The sequence below is a fragment of the Stenotrophomonas sp. 2YAF26 genome (genome assembly GCF_052114625.1).
Lineage (GTDB): Bacteria > Pseudomonadota > Gammaproteobacteria > Xanthomonadales > Xanthomonadaceae > Stenotrophomonas > Stenotrophomonas indicatrix.
In genome coordinates, this window is record NZ_JBFRFC010000015.1 from 129,452 (window position 1) to 146,899 (window position 17,448).

At 66.2% G+C, this 17,448-nt stretch carries 17 protein-coding genes; 4 read left to right on the plus strand and 13 right to left on the minus strand.

Annotated elements, in window-relative coordinates; all coding sequences use genetic code 11:
- Positions 1 to 19: 19 nt before the first annotated feature.
- The 6 genes from ribD to AB4Y98_RS15880 all read right to left on the minus strand — a co-directional run bounded on the left by ribD (position 20) and on the right by AB4Y98_RS15880 (position 4,780).
- Complete coding sequence (ribD, locus tag AB4Y98_RS15855) at positions 20 to 1,105, minus strand: bifunctional diaminohydroxyphosphoribosylaminopyrimidine deaminase/5-amino-6-(5-phosphoribosylamino)uracil reductase RibD (protein WP_442244671.1); 1,086 nt, start codon at positions 1,103 to 1,105, stop codon at positions 20 to 22.
- Between the two features lie 173 nt (positions 1,106 to 1,278).
- Positions 1,279 to 1,800, minus strand: a complete 522-nt coding sequence (nrdR, locus tag AB4Y98_RS15860; RefSeq protein WP_025876654.1) for a transcriptional regulator NrdR — start codon at positions 1,798 to 1,800, stop codon at positions 1,279 to 1,281.
- A 95-nt stretch (positions 1,801 to 1,895) separates the two neighbouring features.
- Entirely contained in the window at positions 1,896 to 2,339 is a 444-nt protein-coding gene (locus AB4Y98_RS15865; RefSeq protein WP_442244672.1) for a hypothetical protein, read from the minus strand.
- A 30-nt stretch (positions 2,340 to 2,369) separates the two neighbouring features.
- Positions 2,370 to 2,798, minus strand: coding sequence for a hypothetical protein (locus AB4Y98_RS15870; protein ID WP_049469471.1), 429 nt, complete (start codon positions 2,796 to 2,798; stop codon positions 2,370 to 2,372).
- Between the two features lie 67 nt (positions 2,799 to 2,865).
- A complete protein-coding gene (gene glyA / locus AB4Y98_RS15875; RefSeq protein ID WP_442244673.1) occupies positions 2,866 to 4,119 on the minus strand; it encodes a serine hydroxymethyltransferase in 1,254 nt (417 codons plus the stop codon).
- Positions 4,120 to 4,303: 184 nt separating this feature from the next.
- Entirely contained in the window at positions 4,304 to 4,780 is a 477-nt protein-coding gene (locus AB4Y98_RS15880; protein WP_312785966.1) for an RcnB family protein, read from the minus strand.
- Positions 4,781 to 5,032: 252 nt separating this feature from the next.
- Between AB4Y98_RS15880 and ettA the strand changes: the two genes are divergently transcribed.
- The 4 genes from ettA to AB4Y98_RS15900 all read left to right on the plus strand — a co-directional run bounded on the left by ettA (position 5,033) and on the right by AB4Y98_RS15900 (position 10,083).
- Positions 5,033 to 6,697 carry an energy-dependent translational throttle protein EttA gene (gene ettA, locus AB4Y98_RS15885; RefSeq protein WP_442244674.1) on the plus strand — a complete coding sequence of 555 codons (1,665 nt, stop codon included), beginning with the start codon at positions 5,033 to 5,035 and terminating at the stop codon, positions 6,695 to 6,697.
- A 245-nt stretch (positions 6,698 to 6,942) separates the two neighbouring features.
- A complete protein-coding gene (locus tag AB4Y98_RS15890; protein ID WP_312785965.1) occupies positions 6,943 to 7,632 on the plus strand; it encodes an outer membrane protein in 690 nt (229 codons plus the stop codon).
- 63 nt (positions 7,633 to 7,695) lie between these two features.
- Positions 7,696 to 9,012 carry an NCS2 family permease gene (locus AB4Y98_RS15895; protein WP_025876668.1) on the plus strand — a complete coding sequence of 439 codons (1,317 nt, stop codon included), beginning with the start codon at positions 7,696 to 7,698 and terminating at the stop codon, positions 9,010 to 9,012.
- A 72-nt stretch (positions 9,013 to 9,084) separates the two neighbouring features.
- Positions 9,085 to 10,083: a DUF4434 domain-containing protein gene (locus AB4Y98_RS15900; RefSeq protein ID WP_442244675.1), complete on the plus strand. Its 999-nt coding sequence runs from the start codon at positions 9,085 to 9,087 to the stop codon at positions 10,081 to 10,083.
- A 25-nt stretch (positions 10,084 to 10,108) separates the two neighbouring features.
- On the opposite strand, the gene AB4Y98_RS15905 is transcribed toward AB4Y98_RS15900, so the two are convergent.
- The 7 genes from AB4Y98_RS15905 to AB4Y98_RS15935 are packed head-to-tail and all read right to left on the minus strand — an operon-like array spanning position 10,109 to position 17,434.
- Entirely contained in the window at positions 10,109 to 11,242 is a 1,134-nt protein-coding gene (locus AB4Y98_RS15905) for an acyl-CoA dehydrogenase family protein (RefSeq protein ID WP_442244676.1), read from the minus strand.
- Positions 11,243 to 11,246: 4 nt separating this feature from the next.
- On the minus strand, positions 11,247 to 11,930 hold the full coding sequence (locus tag AB4Y98_RS15910; protein WP_442244677.1) for an alginate O-acetyltransferase AlgF: 684 nt from the start codon (positions 11,928 to 11,930) through the stop codon (positions 11,247 to 11,249).
- Positions 11,927 to 13,405: an AMP-binding protein gene (locus AB4Y98_RS15915; RefSeq protein WP_442244678.1), complete on the minus strand. Its 1,479-nt coding sequence runs from the start codon at positions 13,403 to 13,405 to the stop codon at positions 11,927 to 11,929. Before AB4Y98_RS15915 ends, AB4Y98_RS15910 begins: the two co-directional genes overlap by 4 nt.
- A gap of 27 nt (positions 13,406 to 13,432) precedes the next feature.
- The gene (locus tag AB4Y98_RS15920) at positions 13,433 to 13,666 is read right to left on the minus strand and encodes an acyl carrier protein (RefSeq protein ID WP_032978935.1); all 234 of its coding nucleotides are present in this window, start codon (positions 13,664 to 13,666) and stop codon (positions 13,433 to 13,435) included.
- Positions 13,667 to 13,682: 16 nt separating this feature from the next.
- Positions 13,683 to 15,263 carry an MBOAT family O-acyltransferase gene (locus AB4Y98_RS15925; protein ID WP_442244679.1) on the minus strand — a complete coding sequence of 527 codons (1,581 nt, stop codon included), beginning with the start codon at positions 15,261 to 15,263 and terminating at the stop codon, positions 13,683 to 13,685.
- 13 nt (positions 15,264 to 15,276) lie between these two features.
- A complete protein-coding gene (locus AB4Y98_RS15930; RefSeq protein ID WP_442244680.1) occupies positions 15,277 to 16,401 on the minus strand; it encodes an alginate O-acetyltransferase AlgX-related protein in 1,125 nt (374 codons plus the stop codon).
- 4 nt (positions 16,402 to 16,405) lie between these two features.
- A complete protein-coding gene (locus AB4Y98_RS15935; protein ID WP_442244681.1) occupies positions 16,406 to 17,434 on the minus strand; it encodes an alginate O-acetyltransferase AlgX-related protein in 1,029 nt (342 codons plus the stop codon).
- Positions 17,435 to 17,448: the final 14 nt, after the last annotated feature.

The window sequence follows — 17,448 nt, forward strand, 5'->3', positions numbered from 1 at the left end:
ATCCCCTCCGTCCCCTTCTTCATGGCCGCAGCAGCAACCGCAGATCCTCACCCACCTGGCGCTGGTCGACCACATGCAATCGACGCTGCTGGTCCATCACGTCGATGCCGAGGTCGGCCAGCAACGGACGGCCGCTGTCGCCCAGCAGTGTTGGCGCCTGGTACATCAGCAGTTCGTCCACCCAGCCACCACGCACCAGTGCGCCGGCCAGCGTTGCACCGGCTTCGGTGTGCACTTCGTTGATGCCGCGCTCGGCCAGCAGTGCCAACACCGCGCCCAGATCAAGGCGGCCGTGGCGGACGGCTACGCTGGCAAAGGCCGCGTCGGCGGCGTCGGGTGGGCTGATCATTGCATCGTGCAGGTACAGCGTGGGCGCCCCACCCTCGCGCACCCGGCTGCATTCCAGCGAGCGCAGGCGCGAATCGAGGACGACGCGCAGTGGCGGCATGACTTCAGTGTCAGCCAAGCGCACGGTCAGCATCGGGTCGTCGGCGAGCACGGTGTCGGCGCCGGTGAGGATCGCGCCAGCGCGCGCGCGCCAGTGCTGCACATCTTCGCGCGCGGCGGGGCCGGTGATCCACTTCGAACTGCCGTCGGCCATCGCGGTGCGGCCATCGAGGCTGGCGGCCAGTTTCACCCGCAGCCACGGACGACCGCGTTCCACGCGCGACAGGAATCCCTTGTTGAGCTCGCGCGCCTGCGCGGCCATCAAGCCCTCGGCGACCTCGATGCCGGCGTCGCGCAGCAGGTCGAAACCACCGCCATCGACCTTCGGGAACGGGTCGCGCATGGCGGCCACAACGCGCGACACACCGGCGTCTATCAGCGCCAACGCGCACGGTGGCGTGCGTCCGTAGTGCGCGCATGGTTCCAGGGTGACGTAGGCGGTGGCACCACGCGCTTCGCTGCCGGCCTCGCGCAGAGCGAACACTTCGGCATGCGGGCCGCCGGCACGCTGGTGCCAGCCCTGCCCGACCACGCGGTCGCCATGGGCGATCACGCAGCCGACCATCGGGTTGGGGCGGGTGGTATAGGCCGCACGCTCGGCGAGCCGCAACGCGCTGGCCATGTGCAGGTGGTCAAGGACGGTGAACGATGTGCTCATGCCGCCATGGTACCGCCGTCAGCACGATGCCAGCCAAGGCCCAGTAGATCCACGCCATGCGTGGATGGGCGGCACGGCACCAACCAAGGTTGGCAGAGCCCAGTAGATCCACGCCATGCGTGGATGGGCGACACGGCGCCAACCAAGGTTGGCAGCTACCGATGCAGAGGCCGTCAGCCCTTCTTTTTCTTGGTCAGGGCAATCACATCGCCCAGCAGCTGCAACTGCTCGGTGCTGGAAGGCAGATCGCGTTCGAGCTTCTCGATTTCTTCGCGGAAATCGGCCACGTCCTCGAAACTGCGGTACACCGAAGCGAAACGCACATAACCGACATGGTCAAGCTTGCGCAGTTCATTCATCACGAACTCGCCCACTTTGATCGAGGGCACTTCGCGTTCGCCGCTGATGCGCAGCTGATGCACCACTGCGCGCACCGCCGCCTCGATCTTCTCTTCCGGCACCGCACGCTTCTGCAGCGCGCGGTCAAAGCCGGCGCGGACCTTGCGGGCATCGAAGGCTTCACGGGTGCCATCGCTCTTGACGATGGCCGGCAGCTTCAGTTCAACGGTTTCCAGCGTACTGAAGCGTTCGTTGCACGCCTCGCACTCACGCCGACGGCGAATCGTCGCGCCGTCTTCGGAGACGCGCGAGTCGATGACCCGTGTATCGGCATGCTGGCAGAAGGGGCAATGCATTGAACGCCTGGCTCAGGGGAAATACCTGCTGCCACGGTCGTGGTAGCGTCGCAACGGTACCTGAGAAGGGGTTTTGCAGCAAATGCAGGCGGCAATCAGCCTTGTCCGGCAAGGCCCTGAGCGCGACGCAACCACACCAGATGCGCAGCCGGCACCAGCAGCGGCACGCCCAGTACCAGATAGCCCAGTACCTGCCAGGGACTGCCGGCAAACAAGCTGAAAAGCACCACGCCGATCACGGCCAGCGCCGCCATCGCGCCCAGCGCCAAGCCGATCCAGGGAATACGGGCGGTGTGCCGCACGCCATCGCGCCCCCGCCGCAGGTAGCGGATGCTGAGCCACAACCAGGCCAGCAAGCCGATCACCCCCGCCAGCGCCCACAGCAACAACACTGCGCCTTCGTCGCCGCGCATCAGGCCGTGGCGGGTCAGGAAGGTGTAGATGCCGAAGCCGGCGACGCCGCCACCGGCCACCAGTGCAGGCAACCCCAGCAGCAGGCATTGGGCGATGTACAGGCGCTTGTGCAGGCGCTCATCCATGCGTTCGAATCTCCTTGCAGGTCGCTCGCTTCAAGCGCGAGGTCGCAGCCACAACAGCATGCCAGCCGGGACCAGCAGCGAAGGCCCCATCAGCAGCAGACCGAAGCCTTCGCTGCCATGGGTGATGCCCAGCCACAGCCCTATACCCAACAGCGGCAGCGCAGCCAGCATGCCAAGCAGCAGCGCGCCCCACTGCACCCGGCTGCGGGTGCGTAGTGCGCTGCGTCCTCCGAACAAGTATCCACAGCTGAGATCAAGCCAGGCGAGGCAGCCGGCGAGGCCAACCAGGCCCCACACCAGCATCAATGCCTGCCCGGGCAGGTTGACGGTGCCGTCGGCGAGTGAAAGCACGCTTCCCGCCATGCCCACCACCGCCATCGCGCCACCGAACAGCACGCTGGGTGCGCCCAACGGCACAGCCAAGGCTGCATAGAGATACTTGAGGCGGCGCTCATCCATGCGCGGGTACTCCGGTGCCGGGGTCAGAACCCTTCCCGCAGGGAAGGGCTCCGACCCCAGTGCCCGATCAACCGTAGACCGGGTACTTGCGGCACTGCGCGCTGACCGCGTCGCGCACGCGGGCAATGACGGCTTCATCGGCCGGGGCGTCGAGCACGTCGGCGATCCAGTTGGCCAGGTCCACGCAGTCCTGCTCGGTGTAGCCACGGGTGGTCACGGCCGGGGTGCCCAGGCGCAGGCCCGAGGTCACGAACGGCGAACGCGGGTCGTTCGGCACCGAGTTCTTGTTGACGGTGATATGGGCCTTGCCCAGCGCAGCTTCCGCGTCCTTGCCGGACACGTCCTTGCCGATCATGTCGACCAGCATCAGGTGGTTCTGGGTGCCGCCGGAGACGATCTTGTAGCCGCGTGCGATGAGCGTGTTGGCCATCGCCTGCGCGTTCTTCACCACCTGCTGCTGGTAGGTCTTGAAGCCCGGCTCCAGCGCTTCCTTGAAGGCCACGGCCTTGCCGGCGATGACGTGCATCAGCGGACCGCCCTGGATGCCCGGGAACACGATCGACTGCAGCTTCTTGACCAGGTCTTCGTTGGCGCCCTTGGCGACGATGATGCCGCCGCGCGGACCGCGCAGGGTCTTGTGGGTGGTCGAGGTGACCACGTGGGCATGTTCCAGCGGGCTCGGATAGACGCCAGCAGCAACCAGACCGGCGACGTGCGCCATGTCCACGAACAGGTAGGCACCGACCTTGTCGGCGATGGCGCGGAAGCGCGCCCAGTCGATCACCTGCGAGTAGGCCGAGAAGCCGGCAACGACCATCTTCGGCTTGTGCTCCAGGGCCAGGCGCTCGACTTCGTCGTAATCGATCAGGCCCTGATCGTTCACACCGTACTGCACAGCGTTGAACAGCTTGCCCGAGGCGTTGACCTTGGCGCCGTGGGTGAGGTGGCCGCCGTGGGCCAGGCTCATGCCGAGGATGGTGTCACCCGGCTGCAGCAGCGCGAAGTACACGGCCTGGTTGGCCTGCGAGCCGCTGTGCGGCTGCACGTTGGCATAGTCCGCGTCGAACAGCTGCTTGAGGCGGTCGATCGCCAGCTGTTCGGCGATGTCCACGTATTCGCAGCCACCGTAGTAGCGCTTGCCCGGGTAGCCTTCGGCGTACTTGTTGGTCAGCTGGCTGCCCTGGGCTTCCATCACCGCCGGGCTGGTGTAGTTCTCGCTGGCGATCAGCTCGACGTGGTCTTCCTGGCGCTGGGTCTCAGCGGCGATGGCCTTGGCCAGTTCGGGATCGTAGGTTTCGATGCGGACGTCACGCGGGAACATCGGGTACTCCAGCAGGCGGGGAAAGGGGTACGACTCAGCCCTTGATTGTAGCCCCGCCCCGGCCTGGCGGGGCCGAAAAGCGCGGGGCCGGATTCGACGAACGAATCCGGCCCCGTATGGTTTCGAATGGCGTTGTGGGGTCAGAGCCCTTTGCTGCGGAAAGGGATCCGACCCCGGCGCTGCATCAACGGTTGTTGATGATGTAGTCGGCGATGATGCCGGTTGCCACGGCGACCAGCAGCATGTTGCCGCGGTCATCGCGGATCCAGTGGTGGCCGTAAGGCGGGCGGCGCAGCTGGTAGCGCGGGTAGTCGTTCACCACGTAGATCGGGCCGCGGTAGTAATCGCGGTAGCGGTGCCCACGCTGCCAGCCATAGCCATAGCCGGGCCGGTAGCCCGGGCTGTAGACCACCCGCGGCGGCGGCGGTGCCGGGCGGTAATAGCCGTGGTCGTAGCGGCGGTCGTGGCGGTAGTCACGGCGCGCTTCGCGGCGGTCGCGTTCCCAGTCGCGACGGTCGTGGCGCCACTCGCGGCGATCTTCTCGCCATTCACGGCGGTCGCGGTCGCGACCACGGTGGTCGTTGTCGGCGAAGGCCGGGGCGATGGCGCCCAGCGCCAGTACAGAGGCCACGGCGCCGGCCATGAGTCGATGGATGTGCATGGGAGACCTCTGCTGGGTGGGTGGTGAGCCCATATTGCGCATTCGATCTGAACCGTTTCCGGCTGGAAACGCTTCCCGCTGCGGGACTGTGACGGCCCATTCAGTCCTCGGCCAGCCCCGGGCGCTGCGGACGGCGCGGGGCGTAAGCGGTTCCGGCTATAATTGGGGGTATTCCATTCAGTCTGTGCCCGCTGCCGCAACGGGAAGTTCCCCGTGACGGACCGGGCGCAGGGTCGCGCCTACGGAGACCTCATGTCCTCGCAATACATCTACACCATGAACCGCGTGTCCAAGGTGGTCCCGCCCAAGCGGCAGATCATCAAGGACATCTCGCTGTCCTTCTTCCCGGGCGCGAAGATCGGCCTGCTGGGCCTGAACGGCGCCGGCAAGTCCACCGTGCTGAAGATCATGGCCGGCGTGGACACCGATTTCGAGGGCGAAGCCCGTCCGCAGGCCGGCATCAAGGTTGGCTACCTGGCGCAGGAACCGGAGCTGGACCCGACCAAGACCGTGCGTGAAGCGGTTGAAGAAGGCGTTGGCGAAGTGCTGCAGGCACAGGCTGCGCTGGACGCGGTCTACGCGGCCTATGCCGAAGAAGGCGCCGATTTCGACGCGCTGGCCAAGGAACAGGAACGCCTGGAGGCGATCCTCGCCGCCGGCGATGCGCACACGCTGGAAAACCAGCTGGACGTGGCTGCCGATGCGCTGCGCCTGCCGCCGTGGGAGGCCATCGTCGGCAAGCTGTCCGGTGGTGAAAAGCGCCGTGTGGCGCTGTGCCGCCTGCTGCTGCAGAAGCCGGACATGCTGCTGCTCGACGAACCGACCAACCACCTCGACGCCGAGTCGGTGGAATGGCTGGAACAGTTCCTTGCGCGCTACACCGGCACCGTCGTGGCGGTCACCCATGATCGCTACTTCCTGGACAACGCCGCCGAGTGGATCCTGGAACTGGACCGTGGCCGCGGCATTCCGTGGAAGGGCAACTACACCGACTGGCTGACCCAGAAGGATGAGCGCCTGAAGCAGGAAGACAACCAGGAAAAGGCTCGCCAGAAGGCGATCCAGAAGGAACTGGAGTGGTCGCGCCAGAACGCCAAGGGCGGCCGCACCAAGGGCAAGGCCCGTCTGGCCCGCCTGGAAGAGCTGCAGTCGGTCGATTACCAGAAGCGCAACGAGACCAATGAAATCTTCATCCCGCCGGGCGAGCGCCTGGGCCAGGCGGTGATGGAATTCAAGAACGTCTCCAAGAAGTTCGGCGACCGCCTGCTGTTCGACAACCTGAACTTCCTGGTGCCCTCGGGCGCCATCGTCGGCATCATCGGCCCCAACGGTGCCGGTAAGTCGACCCTGTTCAAGATGATCACCGGCCAGGAAAAGCCGGACACCGGCGAGATCGTGGTCGGCCCGACCGTGCAGCTGTCCTACGTGGACCAGAGCCGCGACGCGCTGGAAGGCAACCACAGCGTGTTCCAGGAAATCGCGGGCGGCCTGGACATCCTCAACATCAACGGCATCGAGATCCAGTCGCGCGCCTACATCGGCCGCTTCAACTTCAAGGGCCAGGACCAGCAGAAAATGGTCGGTTCGCTGTCCGGTGGTGAGCGTGGCCGCCTGCACATGGCCAAGACCCTGCTGCAGGGTGGCAACGTGCTGCTGCTCGACGAACCGTCCAACGATCTGGACATCGAAACCCTGCGTGCGCTGGAAGATGCGCTGCTGGAGTTCCCGGGCAACACCTTCGTCATTTCGCATGACCGCTGGTTCCTGGATCGCATCGCGACCCACATCCTGGCGTTCGAAGGCGATTCGCACGTGGAGTTCTTCCAGGGCAACTACCGCGAGTACGAAGAAGACAAGCGCCGCCGCATGGGCGACGACGCTGCGCCGAAGCGCCTGCGCTTCAAGGCGCTGAAGTAAGCAAGAACGAAAGGCCGCGCTCGCGCGGCCTTTCGCCTTTCATGGGCCGCAATCGATTTTTGTTGACGCTTTTGGCCTCTTCGCGACGCGCTTCAACGCCACCCGGCTGAAGGCTGCCCGTGTAAAGCAGTGTTGATTCCTTGTCGCACACGGCATCCTCCACACTTTGCAACTCGTTGTATGTTCCCGGCCCAACGCTTCGGTTTTCCTACGCACCCGATTCATCCCCCTCGTAGGAAAACACCATGAAAGCATTGATCTCCACCACGGCAGCGCTGCTGCTGTCCGGCACTGCCGCGGCCGCGCCGGCGAACTGGGAAGGCATCTACCTGGGTGCCCATGCCAGCCATGGCGAAGGCCACAGCCAGGACCGCAGCAACACCAATGCCTCTGAAAAGAGCATCCGCGGCTTTGCTGGCGGGCTGCAGGCCGGCCGCAACTGGCAGTTCGACAACAATGTGGTCGCCGGGATCGAAGGCGCCCTTTCCTTCGGCAACGTCAACCAGGAGTGGAAGGACCGCGACAACCATCGGTACAGCCCTTACTACGGCAAGGATGCGGTGACCCGTTCGGGTGCGATCAACCTGAAGCTGGGTTACGCGGCGGGCCAGTGGCTGCCGTACGTCAGCGCCGGCGTGAGCGTGGCCCGCCAGGAGTTTTCGCTGGGCTGCGACAAGTCGCTGGTGGAGGCCACCAACGGCTGCCGCGTGGCCGAATTCGAAACCCGCGCATCCCATGTATCCACCGGCGCGAACGTCGGCGCAGGCGTGCTGTACCGCTTCAGCGACCAGCTTTCGGCGGGTGCGGAGTACCGTTACACCCATCTGGGCTCCAGCCCGGTTTACCTGGAAGATCCCAACTACCCCGCTGCGGCGCGACGCAGCTTCCATACCAACTACAGCAGCGTTACGCTGAAGTTGAACTACCACTTCTAACCGCCTGGCGACGCACCCGCCGGTCCTTCGGGCGGCAGGGCGTGCAGGTACGAGAGATCTGCGATGTCCCTGTTCGAACGCCTGTTCCAGCTGCAGCAGCACGGCACCACCGTGCGCACCGAACTGCTGGCCGGTGTCACCACCTTCCTGACGATGTCCTACATCGTCTTCGTCAATCCCGAGATCCTGGGCACCACCGGCATGGACGCCGGTGCGGTGTTCGTGGCCACCTGTCTGGCCGCGGCGCTGGGCTCGGTGGTGATGGCACTGGCGGCCAACTTCCCGGTGGGCATGGCCCCGGGCATGGGCTTGAATGCGTTCTTCGCCTTCACCGTGGTCGGCGCTGCCGGCCTGCCCTGGCAGCAGGCGCTGGCGGCGGTGTTCATTTCCGGCCTGGTGTTCCTGGTGCTGTCGCTGACCGGCGTGCGCGCGTGGCTGGTGTCGGGCATTCCGGCGTCGTTGCGGTCGGCGATCGTGGCCGGCATCGGCCTGTTCCTGGCCATCATCGCGCTGCAGAAATCCGGCGTGATCATCGGCAACGAGGACACGCTGGTGGCGCTGGGCCCGCTCAATACCGCGCCGCCGCTGCTGGCACTGGGCGGTTTCCTGCTGATCGCGATCCTGGAAGCGCGGCGTGTGCGCGGTGCGATCCTGATCGGCATCCTGGCGGTGACCGCGGCCGGCTGGGCGTTGGGCGATCTGCAGTACCACGGGCTGGTGTCGTTGCCGCCGAGCCTGGCGCCGACCTTCCTGCAGCTGGACCTGCCTGGCCTGCTGCACCACAACGGCGGCGCGCCGATCGCCGTGCTGCTGCAGGTGGTGCTGGTGTTCGTGCTGGTGGAAGTGTTCGATGCCACCGGCACGCTGTATGGCGTGGTCGGCCGTGCCGGCCTGCTGAAACTGCCGGGCGCGCAGAAGCGGTTCGGCCGCGCTCTGCTGGCCGACAGCACGGCGATTGTGGCCGGCTCGCTGCTGGGCACCAGCAGCACCACCGCCTTCGCCGAAAGCGCCTCGGGCGTGCAGGTGGGCGGCCGTACCGGTTTGACCGCACTGGTGGTGGCTGCCTTGTTCCTGGCCGCGCTGTTGTTCTCGCCGCTGGCGGCGATGGTGCCCGGCTATGCCACCGCGCCGGCGCTGCTGTTCGTGGCCGGACTGATGCTGCGCGAACTGGTGGAAGTGGACTGGAGCGACCTGACCGAATCCGTACCCGCCGCGCTGTGTGCGCTGGCGATGCCGTTCACCTATTCCATCGCCAACGGCCTGGCGTTCGGCTTCATTGCCTATGCCGCGCTGAAGGCCGGCACCGGCCGCTGGCGCGAGGTGCACCCGGCGGTGTGGCTGGTGGCGGTGCTGTTCGTGCTGCGCTACGCGCTGGAGTGATCCGGTGGGCGCATGTTCACCATGCGTGGCCCGGTTCACCCGTTGCGAACGGTGCTCTGGGATGATGACCGCATGTCCACGCCCCTGCTGCCTCCCGATCCATCTTCGCCACTGCGCCGGCGCCTGCTGCGCGCCGCCCTGCTGGCGCCCGTAGCGGCGGCATTGACCACCCTGCCCGGCTGTTCGCTGCCGGAACAGGTGGACGGCACCTTCCTGCAGCCGTGGCGCAGCCACCTGCAGTGGCGCATGGCCGATTGGCAACGCTCGCTGCAGCTGGCACGCAGACTCGGCTGCAGGCAGCTGGTGCTGCAATGGAGCGGCATCGTCGGTGGCGCCGAGGGTGATTGGCAACTACCCGATACCAGTGTGCGCATGCTGTTCACCGCAGCCTCGGAAGCCGGTATCGCGGTTCGCGTCGGCCTGCCGTTCCAGCAACGCTGGTGGCAGGCCATCGGCGGAGACGACGCCGCACTGCAGGCCTTCTTCGCCGACAGCCTGGCGCAGGCGCGGGCCTGGCTGGCGCAGGCGCCCTGGTCTCGCCTGCAGGCATTCAATGGCTGGTACATCCCCTACGAACTCGAGCAGTACCACTGGGCCGATCCCGCCCGTCAGCAATGGTTGGCGCAGTGGCTGCACGGCATCTCCCAGGCGGCGGTCGAGCGTGGTGGCGACTGCGCGATCTCCTGCTATTTCAGCCGCCTGCAGACCCAGGGCGACCTGGTAACCCTGTGGGATGCCGTTCTCGCGCAGGCATCGGTCAGACCCATGGTGCAGGACGGCGTGGGTGTTGCCGGCGCCGGCAACGTACAGCAGCTGCAGCCGCTGCTGCAGCATCTGCGCACGCGTGGCGTGGCCTTCGATGCCATCGTCGAACTGTTCCGCGAGCTGCCCGGCGAGAACAACGACGGCACCCAGTTCAAGGGCGAAACCGCTGATGCCGCCCGTATCGAGCGACAGCTGGCCTGGGCACGCGACAGCGGCGCCGAGCACGTGCTGGTGTACGCGCTGGACCCTTGGCTGTCGCAGGACACGCCGGAAGCGGCCGCATTGCGCAAGCGGTGGGGGATCTGACCCCGGTACCGACGCGCAAAAAGCGCTACAGCGTGCGGCCGATGATGTCGCGCAGGATCTCGCTGGTGCCACCGAAAATCCGTAGTGCGCGCGCGTCGGCCCAAGCGCGGCCAATTCCATATTCGCTGCTGTAACCGTAGCCACCATGCAGCTGCAGCAGGTCGTCCAGCACCTGCCCTTGGATTTCGGTGGCGTTGAGCTTGGCTATGGCCGCGCGGGTAGGATCCAGTTGCCCGCTGATCTGCTCGCCCAGGCACTGGTCGAGGAAGCTGCGCAGCATCGCCAGTTGTGCAGTGGCCGAGGCCAGTACGAAGCGCGTGTTCTGGTGGTCGATCAGCAGCCGACCGAAGGCCTTGCGCTGGCGCACGTAAGCCACTGTCGCAGCCAGCATGCCTTCGGCCGACGCCGCCGCACGCAATGCGATGGCCAGGCGCTCGGCCGCCAGGTGTTCTTCCAGATAACCGAATCCGCGCCGCTCCTCACCCAGCAGGTGATCGGCCGGCAGTAACACGTCTTCGAAGAACAGTTCGGTGGTGTCCTGCGCATGCTGGCCGATCTTGGCCATCGGGGCACCGCGGCTGACACCCGCAGCGGCCAGGTCCACGCAGAACAACGTCAGGCCGCCGGCACCGAGTTCCGGGGCGACGGTGGCCACCACCACGGCGACGTCGGCATTGCTGCCGTTGGTGATCCAGGTCTTCTGCCCGTTCAGTCGATATCCGCCATCCACCGCGTCGGCACGGGTGCGAACCGTCTTCAGGTCACTGCCGGCATTGGGCTCGGTCATCGCAATCGCGCCGATCGCTTGGCCCTGCGCCATCTTCGGCAACCAGGCATCGCGCACGGCTGGCGTGGCGTACTGCATCAGATACGGCGCGACCATGTCCGAGTGGATCGAGAAGCCGATGCCCAGATAGTTGGCGCGTGCCAGTTCCTCGATCACGCAGGCGGCGTGGCCGTAGTCGCCCCCCATGCCGTACGGCTCGGGCAACTGGCAGTTGAGCAGCCCAGCCTCGCCCGCCGCGCGCCACAGCGCACGGGGTGTGATGCCATCGCGCTCCCACTGCGCGTACCCGGGCGCGATCTGGGCGTCGATGAAGCGACGGACCTGGTCGCGGAACAGTGCGTGGTCCTCGCGGAATACCGGCCGGTCTGCCATCGGATCAGCGGCCCACCGCGTCGGTGCCACTGAGCTGGCCCTGCAGCACCGGTGCGTTGGCGCTACCGGTCAGGAACAGGCTGTAGTGATCGCCGGGCTGCAGCGCAGGCAGTTCGACTGCAGCACTGTCCTTGCCGCCGCAACCGGCCACCAGCCGTGCCTTGACCGGATTGATGCCACGCGCGGCACTACGGCCAGCGGCGACCGCCGGGAACACCACTGCGCCCTTGTCGGCCATTGCCAGCTTGCCCTGGATGCAATTGGCGGCGAGGTTGTAGAAGCGGATCTCGGCCTTGAGGGCGTCACTGCTGCCACCACCGTCTTCGAGCACGTTGAAGGGCTTGGCCGCTGCGCCGGGATCCAGCACCAGGGTGGTGAAACTGCCGGCGGCCACCGCTGGCTGCGTGCGGGCCTTGCCGGCCACGCGCACGCTGAACGGCTTGCCGCCTTCAACGATCGCATAACGGGTAGCGCGTGTTGCCGGCCCGACGTTCTGGTCGGCGCCATTGCCGATACCGGCCTTGAGCACCGTGCTGCCCGGGTTGAGCACGCGCACGAAGGCAGAGCCAGCGGGCGGGCGCGCGGCATACAACTGGGCCAGGCGCCCTTCCGGTGCGCCTTGGGCGAAGGCTGCGCACGGCGACAGCAGCAGCGCGGTGGCGACCAGCGATTTCAGGACAGTGTTCATGCGGGTTTCTCCGTCGTGCGGAGCGTGCGCGCCAGGATCTGGTAGCGCTGCTCCAGTTGCTTGCGATCCACCTTGTTGCTGATCGTCTGCGGCAGCGCATCCACGGCGAACAGCTCGGAAGGGATCATATAAGGCGGCATGTAACGTTCGAGCTGGCCCTTCCAATCCGCCAGGTCCGCTGGCGGACGCTGCAGTGGGCCGGTCTGTGGCTGCGTGGTTTCAACAAAGCCGATCATCCGCACCAGGCTGCCATCGGGCCGCCGTAGTACCACGGCGGCTCCAGCGACGACGCCGGGCAGGCGGGCCAGACCGACATCGACCTCGGCCAGTTCAATGCGGTAGCCGTTGAGCTTGATCTGGTCGTCGCGGCGGCCACGGAAATAGAATCGACCCTGCGCGTCGACATCACCCAGATCACCGCTGCGGTACGCACGCTTGCCGTTGTGTTCGAACAACACGCCGGCATCCAGGTCTGGGCGCTCGAGATAGCCACGCATCACATGGTCGCCGGCCATGCAGATCTCACCATCATCGAGGAACACCTCGGCATAGGGCTTGCCGATGCCGATCGGGAACGGGTTGGGTGCCGCCGCACGCAATGCCGGATCGATTTCCACCCACGTGGTGGAACAGGTGGCTTCGGTCGGCCCATAGGAATTGATGATGCGCACCTGCGGGAAGCGCGCCCACAACTCTTCAGCCACGCGCGGCGTGAGTGATTCGGCACCGAACACGAACACCTGCAGGTCGGGCAGGTGCGCGGCGTCGAAACGCGGATTGAGCATCTGCTGGCGCACGAACGAGGGCGTGGATGCCCATACGGCCACGCGCGAATCCCGCAGATGATCGACGAACTGTTCGCTGCTGGCGATCACCTCGCGTGGGCACAGCACGCAACAGCCGCCCAGGCCCAGTGCTCCGCACAGATCGAACAGCGAGAAGTCGAAGCTGAAGAGCATCTGGTTCATGAACGCTGGCGCCGGGCCGAGCGTCAGGCAGTCGCGGATCCAGCCGGTGAACAGCGCAACGCTGTCGCGGCCGATCTGCACGCCTTTGGGGTCGCCGGTGCTGCCGGAGGTGAACATGATGTAGGCCAGATCCGGCACCGCCAGCGCTCGCGGCGCGTCGGCACCGGGCAGGAACGCGTCGGCGGCAGCATCGTAGACCGCACGTGCGTGCACCAGCGTGGTGATGCGCTGCAGGCGGGCTGGCGGGTTGATGGTGTCCACCGGTACGTAGGTCACGCCCAGGCAGAGGCAGCCGAGCATGGCCACCACGAAGGCGGATTCCTTGTGCCCGGAGATCACCAACGCATCGCCCTGCCCCAGGCCAGCAGCACGCGCACGATCGATCCACTGCTGGGTGGCGCGATGCAGCCCGGCCCAATCAAGTACGCCATCGGCCGCATGCAGGGCGGGTGCCTGCGTGGCAACATCCAGGTCGGCGAAACGGCATTGGTCGAAATCGAAGTACATCGCGCTACCTCCAGTACCCGCGGGCGATCAGCTGGGGCGGTGCTCGGCCACGTAGTCGGCCAGCACCTGCACCGAATCAACCAGGGCGTCGATTTCATCCACCGGCAGGGTGACGCCAAGACGGTCCTTGACCTCGACCATCAGCTGCACCTTGGACATCGAATCGAAGAACGATTCCATGTATTCGTCCGGCTGCACGCGGGTACCAATCACCGCCTCGACGATATCGATGAGCTGGTTCTGGATTGTCTGCTTGTCCATGTTGGAATCCACCTTGTCAGAACTGGAAATAAAGGAAACGGGTTTCTTTGTGCAGGTTCAGCAGGCACAGCGACAGCAGCACCAGCATCACCAGCAGCCAGGCCCAATTGGGCTGCCAGCGCATCCACGCGCGGGGTGCCGGGCTGGGTTTTGCCAGCGCGGGAGAATACACACCCATGATCTGGTGCGCGTTCGGTGCCAGCCAGACAATGGCCAGTGCCACCAGGATGTACAGCAGCTGCAGGTGATGGCCCAGCAGCAGACGCACGCCATCGGCCAGGCCCATGCCTGCGACATGGCCAAGGTTCTCCATGCTTTCCCAGCCGCGCACGCCGAACATGCCCTGCACCAGCTGCCACGCATCGTGCACGCCATCGGCGCGGAAGAACGCTTGCGCCACCAGCACCGCGCCGAAGGTCACCAGCAGGTAGCCCGCGTGCTGGAACGGATTGAGCTTGCGCATCGCGGCCGGCTTGCGACCGCCGACAAAGACCCGCCACGCATGGTTGATGACCAGGTAGGTGGCATGCAGCAGGCCGAAGATCAGGAACTGCATGCCGGCGCCATGCCAGATGCCGGCCAGGCCCATCGCCCACACTGTGGGCAACACGATCATCGAGAAGAAGCCGCCAGCCGATGCCACTGCCGTGGGGCCGGTGGCACGGCCATGGCGGGTGCGCCAGCGGGTCACGGCCATCGCGACCGGGTAGTACAGGTAGGCGGTGATGTAACGGGTGAGCGTCATGTGCCAGCGCGCCCAGAAGTCGATGATGCTGGTGGCCTTGTACGGCGAATTGAAGTTCAGCGGGAAGCGGATGCCGAACATGCGGGCCAGGCCCAGCGCCATGTCCGAATAGCCGGAGAAATCGAAGTACAGCTGCAACGCATAGCTGAGCGCGGTGGCCCACGCGCCCCAGAACTGCACATCGCCGGTGGAGGCGAAGCCGGCATCGGCATACGGCGCGATGCTGTCGGCGAGCAGTACCTTCTTGGCCAGGCCGATGACGAACAGCATGCCGCCGATGGACAGGTTCTCGGCCTGGAAGCGATAGGTCTCGCGCTTGCTGAACTGCGGCATCATCTCCTTGTGGTGCAGGATCGGGCCGGCAATCAGGTGCGGGAAGAAGGTCACGAACAGGACATAGCTGAGCGGGCTGCGGTCGTTGACCACGCCGGCACGGCAGTCCAGCAGGTAGCCGATCTGGGTGAAGGTGAAGAAGGAAATGCCCAGCGGCAGAATCAGTGTGTCCATCGGGCCGACGTTGAAGCCGATGTCGTGGACGAAGTTCACCATCGCCGCGAAGTACTTGTAATGCACCAGCAGCAGGATGTCGGCGGCCACGCCCAGCGCAGTGGCCAGCAGCTGCAACCGGGGACGTTTGGCCAGCGCCAGGATCACCAGGCTGACCAGGTAGTTGAAGACGATCGAGCCGGCCAGCAGGATCACGAACTGCGGATTCCACCAGCCGTAGAACACGATCGAGGCCACGCACAACCAGAGCGCGGCCAACCGGGGCTGCAGCGCGCCCAGCAGGTAGTGCACACCCAGCGCGATCGGCAGGAATATCAGCAGGAACAGGAAAGAGTTGAACAGCATGGTCGGTCGGCGCTCAGTCGATACCGGCCAATGCCTTCTGCTCGCCTTCGGTCAGCGGCAGGGACAGGGCCATTTCGGAAAATTCCCAGATAACCAGTTTCACGGTAGGCGGCCACGTCGACTGCTGCGGCAGTGCCGCCAGCAGTGCGCCGGAAAACTGGCCGCCGTCCATGCTCTGGTTCCACACTTCGCGCCCCAGGCCATGGCCCAGGCGTTCGGCAAACAGGCTGCGGCGGCCGTTGGAGCTGCCCAGCAGCAGCACCTCCACCGGCGGGGTTTCGTCCAGCAGGCCGCCACTGCGCAGCGGCGCGATGACCTGCTCCGGCTCCAGGTCCAGCGGCGGCCGCCATGATGGCGGTGCGTGTTCCAGGCCCGCCAGCACGATCAGGTCGCCCATGCGCGGCTTCGGTGTCCCCAGTGGCCCAACCTCGAAGGCCTGGCTGCCCTGCCCGCCCAGCAGCGGCAATGCCACCGCGCTCACCGCGTCGGCCGCGCGCTGCGCGCCAATGCGGTTCATATGCACGTCGGTACGGAAGAACACCGGCGCGTCCTGCCCGGCCAGCACCGGCAGCAGGTCCACGCTGGCCACGTTGGCAGCGGACAAGGCCTGCTGCCACTGCCCGTAGCGCGCACGCATCGGTTCGGAATAGCGCAGGCCACAGGTGTGCGCCTGCTCGATGCGCGACTTGTCCGGCACCACCACCACCAGCAGCTTCGCACCGGTGGCCTGCAACTGCTGCGACCAGTGCTGCATCAGGCGCACGCGATCGTTGAATACCTTGGCACCGGCACCCGGCTGCGGACGCAGGCCATCGCGATAGAACAGCCAGTCCGGGCACCCCAGCGCCACCTGCTCGCCAAGATCGCCCAGCAGGCGATAGCGCACGGCGGCCCCCAGCAGGTCGCCCTGGGCCTGGATCGGCAGCCGCAGKGCCTGGTTGATCGCCTGCCCGGCTTCGCCATCTGCCCAGCGCGAGGGCAGCAGCTTCTCGGCCGGCAGCTTGGCGTTGGCCAGCATCCAGGCACCGGCGCAGACGCCGATCAGCAGCAATGCCGATACCACCACGGCGGTCAGCCGATGGGCACGCGGTGGGACAGCAGGTGGCAGGGGCGCGGGCGCCCCGGGACGGGCATTCATCGGATCACTGCCCCAGCGCCTTGTGCAGGCGTGCCTTCCATTGTTCGGGGGTCATGATCGAGGCGTTGTCCCACTGGCCGCGTGCATCCGGGCCCTGCGGGTAGGACGGTTCGAACATCTGCCAGACCAGCACCTGCGGCTTGTTCTGCTTGAACGCGGGTGATTCCAGGTACTCCAGCAGCATCACCCAGTGGCCGACGTTGCCGGGCTTCCAGTTCACCGATACCGGGCGGTCGATCAGGTTGGACAGCTTCTGCGGGAAACCGAAATACGGCTGCACCATGCTGTGGCCGGTCACGTGCACCGGCGCCGGTGCATCATCCAGCAGCGACTGCTGTTCGGCCTGGCGGCGCACGGTGAAGGTATCGCGGCCGATCGCCTTGCGCTGTTCATCGGTCAGGAACAGCTCGGCCAGATCGCCGAAGCGGCGTTCCTTGATCTCGCTGCCCAGCGGCATGCCGCTGCCGGCCTGCCCGGCCAGGGTCGGCACCTGCTCTTTCACCTTCGCGGCGACGGCAGCGGCCACTGCGTCGGCGGCCGGCTGGGTCCAGTGCTGATCGCTGCGATAGAACACCTCCTGGCCGCCCTGCTTGACCTGCCGCATCGCCTGCAACGCATCGACAGCCGGCACGTGGGCATTGACCAATCCCTCCAGTTCCAACGCATAGCGACCACGCACCGCATCGCCCAGGCGCTTGCCATCGGGCAGCTTGTCTTCATAGAACAGGGCCTTGTCCGGCAGCACCAGCACCTGCAACTTGACCCCGGCGGCGGCCAGCGTGCGCTGCGCCTCGGCGATCAGCGCCGTGTTGCGGGCGACGGCGGCACTATCGACGTCGGTCAGGCTGCCCCAGGCCGGGAACAGCCAGCCATCCTTGCCAGTCAGCACGATGGACGAGTCCTGTGCGGCGGCGGCGATGGTGGTTGCAGGCGCCTGTGCCTGCACGGAATTGACCAGGCCCAGCGCGCACAGTGCGGCCAGCAGGAGCATGCGCGGACGACGCGCGGTGGTGGAGAGCGGAACAGGCTTCATCTGCAGATCCTTCG